Here is an 8,606-nt window from a genome sequence, read left to right on the forward strand (position 1 = left end):
CGACGTTAACGTGCGGTTTTGTACGAGCAAATTTTTCCTTGGCCATGGCCTTCAGATCCCAATCCGACAAAAAAAACACGTCGCACCCACCGCACAAACCGACGGGTACATTTTTAAAATTCTGGAGCGGGTGAAGGGAATCGAACCCTCGTCGTAAGCTTGGAAGGCTTCTGCTCTACCATTGAGCTACACCCGCATATTTTCGTCTGCGAGCCCTCGCGAGGGCGAGAGTAGTGGTGGAGGGGGCAGGATTCGAACCTGCGTAGACTAAGTCGGCGGAGTTACAGTCCGCTGCATTTGACCGCTCTGCCACCCCTCCATCCGGGGCAAAACTCTGTCGGGGGCTGCCCCCCGGCTTCGTTCGGCGAGGGAGGGAATACGTTGCAGGGGCCTGCCTTGTCAACAGCAAAAAAAACACGAAATCGTATTTCTTTTCCTATATGTTCCCCGTGTTTTCCATTCAGAGCGAAACAAACAGCATTCATATCCTTACTGCCCGGAGGTTTCCGCCATCATGTCGCGTCGCAACAATTCCCGTCCTGCCAACCGTTCCAGTGGAACCGGCCCGGGCGAAGGCTCCCCGCAAGGCGATGACAAGCGCGATGGCAATTCGCGCCGAGGACGAAGCCGGGGCCGCGATAGCGGCGGATCAGGCGGCAATTCGCGCCTGATTCTTTTCGGACGTCACCCGGTTATGAACGCCATCTATAACCCGCAACGCACGATTCACAAAATCTGGGCGTCCGAGGCCGTGCGCGACGAAATCGTCGCCGCCCTTGCCGATACCGAACGCACCGATGTGCAGCTTGACGCCGCAGGTCGCACCGATCTGGATGAAATGTTGCCACCGGGCACCGTTCATCAGGGCATGGCCATGCATTGCGCCCCCTTGGAACAGATTTCAGTCGAAGAACTGATTGCCGATACCCGCGATGACGAAACCTGCACGGTCCTGATCCTTGATCAGGTCACCGATCCGCACAACGTCGGGGCAATCCTGCGCAGTGCAGCCGCCTTTGGCGCGGCTGCGGTGATCGTGCCGGATCGTCACGCCCCGCTTGAAACCGGGACCTTGGCAAAATCGGCCAGTGGCGCGCTTGAAACCGTGCCCTATATCCATGCCGGGAACCTCAGCCAGACCATCGAAAAGCTTAAAGGTGCCAATTTCTGGCTGGCTGGCATGGATGGTTATGCCGAACAAACCCTTGCCGAAGCCAAGCTGAAAGGCCGGGTTGGTATCATCATGGGGTCCGAAGGCGAAGGCCTGCGCCGCCTCACCCGCGAAAATTGCGATTTTCTGGTCAAATTGCCGATGTCCGATCGCATCGAAAGCCTCAATGTTTCGAATGCCGCCGCCGTTGCGCTTTACGAACTGTACCGTCGCTAAGATGAAACCGGCCAACCGCCGGGATTTCCGGTGGTTGCGCCACGGATAAAAGCAGGGAAAATACATCACATAAATTGATGCTATTTTCCCTGCATCAAAGACTTGCAATCACACGCGGCACGGATTATGTTTCGCGCCGCCTGAGCCGGCATAGCTTTAACTGGTAGAGCAGCGGATTTGTAATTCGAAGGTTGGGAGTTCGAGTCTCTCTGCCGGCACCATTAAAAGAAAACCCCGTACGCCTTTTTGGCTGCGGGGTTTTCTTTTGCCTGCGGCGCGACAAGTTGGACACTTTCCCTGTCTCTGTCATGCCCGCGAAGGCGGGCATCCGGTCAACAAATCGGGGAACTAACGTTTTTCAACCAGAAACCCTTCGGCCATAAGGCTGAAGGCATCAACCGCCTTGGGCAGGGCAGATTGCGGATCATCACTGTCTGCAACCCACAACGCCGCGTTCAGGGCCGCACCGCAAAGAAGCCGGGCGGCGGCATCGATATCAACCCGCTTCATGACACCGGCGGCAATCAATCTTTCAACCGCTTCTTTGGTGGCCTCCAGACAGGCATTCTGGCTTGGCCAATGCGACGGATCGCCCAGAAACGCCGGACCATCAAGCAACACAATCCTTCTGACCTCGGGGTCAAGCGCCATCGCGATATAGGTTGTTCCTTCGGCCAAAAGCTGTTGCCACTCGTCCCCGGCGCGGGCACTGGCGGCACGGGCACGCGATGCCATCTCGCCATCGACCTGCGCCACAACAGCCGCAAGCAACCCCTTCTTGTCGCCGAAATTGTGATAAAGCGCCCCGCGCGTCAGGCCAACGGATGCCGTCAGCTCATCCATTGATGACGCAGCAAATCCTTGCGACCCGAATGCTTTCCGCCCGGCGCAAATCAGCTTTGCGCGGTTTTCTTCCATTGTTTCCTGGCGACGCCGTGCAGCCATGGCAAACCTCCTTCGTCAATGGGGCGACACATATCACTTCACATACGTCACGTATATAAAACTTGACATACGCATTGTATCTGAATTTTATATACGCATCGTATGTGAAATTAAGCGGCCGATACAAATCTATCGGCACCCTTTTTCAGACACACAATAAGGAAAATCCACGTGGCACAGAGTAACGCTATTTTCCCCGCCGACCGGCATGACCTCTATGAGAAGCACGCCTATTCCGCAGCGATCAAATCAGGCGATCTTCTGTTCGTCTCCGGTCAGGTCGGCAGCCGCACCGATGGCGCGCCCGAGCCGGATTTTGAGGCACAGGTCCGTCTGGCATTCGCCAATCTTAAAGCAACCCTGAAGGCCGGCGGATGCGGGCTTGACGATATCGTCGATGTGACGAGCTTTCATACCGATCCGGAAAATCAGTTCGAAACGATCATGAAGGTAAAAGGCGAAGTCTTCCCCAAAGCGCCTTATCCGAACTGGACCGCAATCGGGGTTAACTGGCTTGCCGGGTTTGATTTTGAAATCAAGGTCATCGCCCGTATTCCGGCCTAGGGTCAGGCCCCTAAAGATCATCGGATTGAAATCACAAAACGGCGCGCGACAAACATTCGCGCGCCGTTTGACGACATATCAATTACGGCTTTCCCCTACCCGCGCTTTGACGACGCATAGCGTTCTGATTCTTCGTAACAAGCATCAAACCCGATGAGACGCCTTCATCAGGTGCAGGATTTCGACCATCGCCTTCATCGCAAGCCGCAATCACAGATGAAAAATACGATTAAGTATGATAAAGTCATACTATCGATGCTTGGAGAAAGATCATGGGCAAGAACAATACGATTGAACGCATGACCGTTACGGTAACACAGGAAATGGCACTTGCCATGCGGTCTGCATTGACGCAAGGCGCCTATGCCTCAAGCAGCGAGATCGTCAGAGACGCCTTGCGAGACTGGCAACATAAACGCAGACTTCAGGAAACAGAGCTTGAATCCTTGCGCGCAGATATTGCTGTTGCAGACAGGGATGTCGCCGAAGCACGGGTTGAAACCTTTGATCCGGATCAGATCGTCAAAAAAGGACAGCAAAGATTACAAAGTCGCTCCGGCTCTTAATTACCGAAACGGCGCAAGATGATCTTGCCGATATCTGGGCGTTTATCGCCGAGGATAATCAGGATGCGGCAACGCGTTTGATCTATGAAATTCAAGACCGGTTTACTCCACTTTGCCTCAACCCGGAAATTGGCCCCGCACGTGATGCTCTGTCACCGGGCCTTCGTGTTTTCTTTCACAGAAATTACGCCATCTATTACCGGGTAATACCCTCCGGTCTGGTCATCATGCGTGTGTTACATGGTGCCCGTGATGCTGCGGTTCAGTTTAGCGAAGACTGACCCCACAAAGACAAAGGCCCCGGCACAGACACAGGCAAGACCGCATCTGCCTCCATAGACTCCCGCCTTCGCGGGAGTGACGATAAATTACGGGCCTTGCCTCCTTCGTCATTCCCGCCCCTCCTCCGTCATTCCCGCGCAGGCGGGAATCCAGATACCGCCGCCAGCTTGACGCAAAAAGGGGCGGCATGACACCGCCCCTATCAAATCAAGCAGGATTAGCCCTTAACCCCGTTTCGAAGACGCATAGCGTTCCGATTCTTCATAATAAGCATCAAACCCGATGCGCTGGCGAAGCTCCGGCCAATCCATCAGCATATCGCCGCGTGGCTTGCCTGCTTTCATCAGTTGCAGGGTTTCAACCATCGCCTTCATCGCGGCTGCCATAAGCGACAGCGGATAGGCGGCAATCTGATAGCCGATTTCCTTAAGCTCTTCCGGCGTCAGGTCGGGTGTTTCCCCGCCCTCAACGATATTGGCCATCTTGGCCCCCGGCAGGGCGGCACAGAGTGTGCGCATTTCATCAACAGACTTGGGCGCTTCGACAAACAGGATATCCGCGCCAAGTTCGGCAAATTTCGCCGCCCGGTCAATTGCCTCGGCCAAGCCATGCTGATGGCGGGCATCGGTGCGCGCCAAAATCAAAATATCCGCCCCGGCTTCGCGGGCATCCACCGCGGCCTTGATGCGGTCAAAGGCCTCGTCGCGGCCAACGACCTCTTTACCCTTGGTATGGCCGCAACGTTTGGGCGCCAGCTGATCTTCGATCATCACCGCCGCACAGCCCGCCTTGGCAAAGCCCGCCACAGTACGGCGCACATTCATCGCATTGCCATAACCGGTATCGCCATCACCAATCACCGGGATCGATACGGCATCGGTGATGTTGCGCGCCTGATCCAGCACCTCGCCATACGACATCAGGCCAAGATCGGGTTCGCCAATCCGCGCCGCCGATGTGGCAAAGCCCGACATAAAGGTCAGGCCAAAGCCTTCTTGCTCAATCAGCTTGGCCGAAAGCGCATCAAAGCAGCACGGCATGGTGATCAGGTCACCGCGCGCCAAAAGCGCACGCAGATTATCGGCAGGTGTTTGAATTTTGGTCATAAGCGTCACAGTTTAAAGGGGATATAAAGGGCCAGATCGTGCCAGACATACAAAATGGCGGCGGTCAGGAACATCAACAGCAGGAAGGGTAAAACGCCATATGCCACCTCGCCCAGCCGGGTTTTGGCGACCGATTGAATGACATAAAGGTTTAAGCCCACCGGCGGCGTGATCAACGCACATTCAACCATGATCACCATGTAAACCCCGAACCAGATCGGATCGAAACCAAGGACAAGGGCCGCAGGCAACAAAACCGGTGTCATGATCAGCACCATCGAAAGCGCTTCAAACACCAAGCCCATGATCAGCAGCACAATCGTCACGACAAGGATAAAGCCAAGTTCGGTATCGATCCCCTGACTGATCATCATCGAAATGTCCTGCGGGATGCGATACAGCGTGATCGCCTTGCCAAAGACCTTGGCCCCGGCAATGATCAGGATGATCGCAACCGTGGTGGCCATCGAGTCAAATATCGCAAGCTTTAACGCCTTCCAGGTCAGGATGCGCATTGCGGCTGTAATCGCAAGCGCGGCGGCAAAGCCGATGGCGGCGGCCTCGGTCGGGGTGAAGGCCCCGGAATAAATCCCGACAATGATCAGGATCGCCAAAAGAACCGCAGGCAGCGCCTTTAACGTCGCCCGCTTGCGCTCGGCCCAATCGCGTTTGGGTTCGCGTTCCTGCCCGCCAAACCGGGCATAGATCATCGAATAAACGATGAACAACACCAAAAGCGCAATCCCCGGGCCGATCCCGGCCAGAAACAGCGCAATCACCGATTCTTCGGTAACAAAGCCGTAAATGATCATCGGGATTGACGGCGGGATCAGAATGCCCAGCGTGCCGCCTGCGGCCATCAAGCCATAGACAAAGCGTTTGTTATAGCCGCGCCGGATCATTTCCGGGATGGCAACCGTGCCAATCGTTGCCGCCGTTGCCACCGATGATCCGGAAATTGCGGCAAAGACACCGCACGACAAAATCGTCGCCACCGCAAGCCCGCCCGGCCAATGCCCGACCCAGGCGCTAACGGCGGCAAACAAATCATTGCCGACCCCGGCGCGCAGCAAGATATTGGACATCAACAAAAACAGCGGCACCGCCAGCAAGATAAAGCCATCCAGGGTCGATAATATCGCCTGTGGGGCCATCAGGGGCGAAAACCCGCCAAGGATCAGCATCGCAAGGCCAAGCCCGCCCAGCGCAAAGGCAACCGGCACACGGATCAGCAACAGGCCAAACATCGCGGCCAGTGTCAGGATAATGGTCATTCGTGTGCCCCTTGTGGAATGTCCTTGCCACGCAGGACGCCGATAATTTCAACCCCCGCCTGAACCGCCAAAAGGGCAAAACCGATCACCACGGGCAACTCGGAAACCCATGCCGGAAGATCAAGCATGGTGCCGCTGGTACGCCCGCGTTCAAAACTTTCAAAAAAGATGTCCCAGCCCTTGATCATCACCATGACCGAAAACGCCAGAACCGCCGTCATCGCCAAAACTTCAAGCCCGCGACGCACAGGCGGCGGGCACAGGCGGGTCACCGCATCGACCGAAATATGACGCCGCGCCCCCAACGCCCAGGGCATGCCCAAAAGCGATCCCCAGATCAGGCAAAGCTGCGAAAGCTCTGCCGCCCAGATGGTCGGGCGAATAAAGAAATATCGTGCCATGACCTCATAGGTCAGCATGATACCAGCGGCGACAAACAAAAGGGCCGCGACCCATGCCAGTAACAGCATCAAACGATCAAACATGTTTAAAACATTGGCCATGCCCGGGCATTTAACCCCGGCGATGGCCGTCCCCTGAAATAAGCCGGTGATGGAACAACATCACCGCAAAACATGATGGCCATGTTTACGGTGATGTCATCAGATATCAGAACGTCGATAAAACCGACCGTGTCCTAGAAGTTTTTGGCCGCTTCAAAGACCTGCTTGCCAAGATCACCGGTATGTTCAAGAAACGCTTCGTGAACCGGTTTTGCCGCTTCGCGCCATGCCGCCATTTCGTCGTCGGTCGGGGCATAAATCGTCATGCCATTGGCTTTGGCTTCTTCAAAGGCGGCGGCCTCGATCGTTGACATACGATCACGCACATCGTTTTCGGCATTTACCGCAGCGGCCGAAATGATGCTGCGCTGTTCCTCGGAAAGGTCATTCCAGAACTTGGTATTGACCACAACAATGAACTCAATATCAGCATCATTGGTGGTGGTCACGGTATCCATGACTTCCCACAATTTACGCGATTTAACGCCGGACATGCCGGTCATGCCAACATCAACCGTGCCACGCTGATAGGCGATATATTGCTCGGACCCGGAAATCAGGGTCGGCGCGCCACCAGCGGCTGAAATGAAATCACCCTGGGTTTTGGAAAACACGCGGACTTTTTTACCGGTCAAACCATCCGGGCCTTTGATCGGGCCGCCATTCGACAGCATGATCGACCCGCCGTATGCCTGCCACCACAGAACCGTCGCACCGGTTTCCGCAATTGCCGCGTCAAGCGGGCCGCGTACTGGCGATCCAACGGCAACGGCTTTACGTACCTTGGCTTCACTATCCAGCAGGAACGGCTGATAGAACACATCCACCGCCGGAACATCGCCGACATAGCGCGTCAGGGATGCAACACCCATTTCAATCGACCCGGAACCAACGGCGGCGGGGACTTCTTTATCTTTATAAAGCTGGGCGCTGTCATAAATCTCAACCGCGATATCACCGTTGGATTTTGCCTCGACCTCGTTTTTGAACATCAAAAGGTTCTGGCCAAGGTGGCTTTTAAGCGGCAATTGCAACGAAATGCGCAGCGTCAGATCGGCGGCATTGGCAACACTTGCAACACCGGTAAATCCAACAGCAGCCGCAAGGGCCGCCGCAAGGGCAAATTTCTTCATGATGAACGTCCTCCGGGGTTTTTTGTTTTATATGATGACCTTGGAACGCAAAGATGTGCCAAAGCCCCCCCGCCATTCAACATGTTTTGCAAGGACACCCCCTGCCCGCATTAACCCTTAGTGCGCTGCACATCGGCGCGAAACTTCAAATAATCCGGGGAAAAAGCCTGTATTCCCGGCCAAAATACCGCGCTGCACACCGGCAACAATCGGCGCAATATTTTATCGGCGGCCGGTTTTCTGGCATGCCAGCCATCCGTTTTTGAATACAAACCACGGGAATCGTGCCCCCAAAATATGAGTCGCACGACACCCCCTGCCCGCCATCAGCGACCTGTCATTTTATACATGATGGTGGTGCCGCTTAGCTTTTCAGAAAACGGATCACGGGCATAGGCCGGGATAACCCCGACCGTTGCAAACCCCAGCGACGCATAAAGCGGCTCGGCATTATCCCCGGTTCGGGTATCAAGCGTCAGCAGGGTTTTACCCAGCACATCTGCCCGTTTTTCAAGCGCTTGCATCAATTTCTTGGCAATACCCATGCGGCGGAAATCGGGATGAACCATCAATTTGCACACATCGGCGCGATGGGCCTGATTGGGCATGGCAGCACAATCAAGTTGCACCGTGCCGACAATCGCTGCTCCTGCTCCTGCTCCAGTCCCAGCCTCAGCCTCAGCTCCTGCCCCAGCCACAGCCTCAGCCTCAGCTCCTGCCCCAGTCCCAGTCCCAGCTCCTGCCCCAGCTCCAGTCCCAGCCCTAGCCCCAGTCCCAACTCCTGCTTCTGCTTCTGCTTCTGCTTCTGCTTCTACCTCTGCCTCTGCCTCTGCCTCTGCCTCTGCC

10 protein-coding genes and 3 tRNA genes are annotated in these 8,606 nt (G+C 55.6%); 5 read left to right on the forward strand and 8 right to left on the reverse strand.

From position 1 onward, the window contains the following. Positions 1–122 precede the first annotated feature (122 nt). Together TALK_RS21595 and TALK_RS21600 are read right to left on the reverse strand one after the other, a co-directional pair. Positions 123–196: transfer RNA gene (locus TALK_RS21595), tRNA-Gly, on the reverse strand. 38 nt (positions 197–234) lie between these two features. After that, positions 235–319: transfer RNA gene (locus TALK_RS21600), tRNA-Tyr, on the reverse strand. Positions 320–514: 195 nt separating this feature from the next. Between TALK_RS21600 and rlmB the strand changes: the two genes are divergently transcribed. Next, the gene (rlmB, locus tag TALK_RS21605; RefSeq protein ID WP_085621239.1) at positions 515–1,387 is read left to right on the forward strand and encodes a 23S rRNA (guanosine(2251)-2'-O)-methyltransferase RlmB; all 873 of its coding nucleotides are present in this window, start codon (positions 515–517) and stop codon (positions 1,385–1,387) included. A 144-nt stretch (positions 1,388–1,531) separates the two neighbouring features. Continuing rightward, positions 1,532–1,608: transfer RNA gene (locus TALK_RS21610), tRNA-Thr, on the forward strand. Between the two features lie 127 nt (positions 1,609–1,735). On the opposite strand, the gene TALK_RS21615 is transcribed toward TALK_RS21610, so the two are convergent. Beyond that, a complete protein-coding gene (locus TALK_RS21615; RefSeq protein WP_085621240.1) occupies positions 1,736–2,332 on the reverse strand; it encodes a TetR/AcrR family transcriptional regulator in 597 nt (198 codons plus the stop codon). Positions 2,333–2,503: 171 nt separating this feature from the next. On the opposite strand from TALK_RS21615, the gene TALK_RS21620 reads away from it, so the two are divergent. The 3 genes from TALK_RS21620 (at position 2,504) to TALK_RS22455 (ending at position 3,743) form a co-directional block, all read left to right on the forward strand. Further along, the gene (locus TALK_RS21620; RefSeq protein WP_085621241.1) at positions 2,504–2,896 is read left to right on the forward strand and encodes a RidA family protein; all 393 of its coding nucleotides are present in this window, start codon (positions 2,504–2,506) and stop codon (positions 2,894–2,896) included. A 272-nt stretch (positions 2,897–3,168) separates the two neighbouring features. Next, complete coding sequence (locus tag TALK_RS21625; protein ID WP_085621242.1) at positions 3,169–3,462, forward strand: ribbon-helix-helix domain-containing protein; 294 nt, start codon at positions 3,169–3,171, stop codon at positions 3,460–3,462. Positions 3,463–3,506: 44 nt separating this feature from the next. Beyond that, complete coding sequence (locus tag TALK_RS22455; protein WP_425444032.1) at positions 3,507–3,743, forward strand: type II toxin-antitoxin system RelE/ParE family toxin; 237 nt, start codon at positions 3,507–3,509, stop codon at positions 3,741–3,743. Positions 3,744–3,968: 225 nt separating this feature from the next. Here TALK_RS22455 and TALK_RS21635 read toward each other — a convergent pair whose 3' ends face one another. From TALK_RS21635 to TALK_RS21655, 5 genes are all read right to left on the reverse strand, one after another. After that, positions 3,969–4,850 (reverse strand): isocitrate lyase/PEP mutase family protein, encoded by an 882-nt coding sequence (locus TALK_RS21635; protein WP_211274874.1) that lies wholly within the window; start codon positions 4,848–4,850, stop codon positions 3,969–3,971. A 5-nt stretch (positions 4,851–4,855) separates the two neighbouring features. Continuing rightward, positions 4,856–6,124: a TRAP transporter large permease gene (locus TALK_RS21640; RefSeq protein WP_085621244.1), complete on the reverse strand. Its 1,269-nt coding sequence runs from the start codon at positions 6,122–6,124 to the stop codon at positions 4,856–4,858. Then, the gene (locus tag TALK_RS21645; RefSeq protein ID WP_245830076.1) at positions 6,121–6,627 is read right to left on the reverse strand and encodes a TRAP transporter small permease; all 507 of its coding nucleotides are present in this window, start codon (positions 6,625–6,627) and stop codon (positions 6,121–6,123) included. Before TALK_RS21645 ends, TALK_RS21640 begins: the two co-directional genes overlap by 4 nt. A 134-nt stretch (positions 6,628–6,761) precedes the next feature. Further along, a complete protein-coding gene (locus tag TALK_RS21650; protein ID WP_085621245.1) occupies positions 6,762–7,760 on the reverse strand; it encodes a TRAP transporter substrate-binding protein in 999 nt (332 codons plus the stop codon). 326 nt (positions 7,761–8,086) lie between these two features. After that, the gene (locus tag TALK_RS21655) at positions 8,087–8,458 is read right to left on the reverse strand and encodes a GNAT family N-acetyltransferase (RefSeq protein ID WP_085621246.1); all 372 of its coding nucleotides are present in this window, start codon (positions 8,456–8,458) and stop codon (positions 8,087–8,089) included. Between the last annotated feature and the right edge of the window lie 148 nt (positions 8,459–8,606).

Source organism: Thalassospira alkalitolerans (assembly GCF_002115745.1).
Taxonomy (GTDB): Bacteria; Pseudomonadota; Alphaproteobacteria; order Rhodospirillales; family Thalassospiraceae; genus Thalassospira; species Thalassospira alkalitolerans.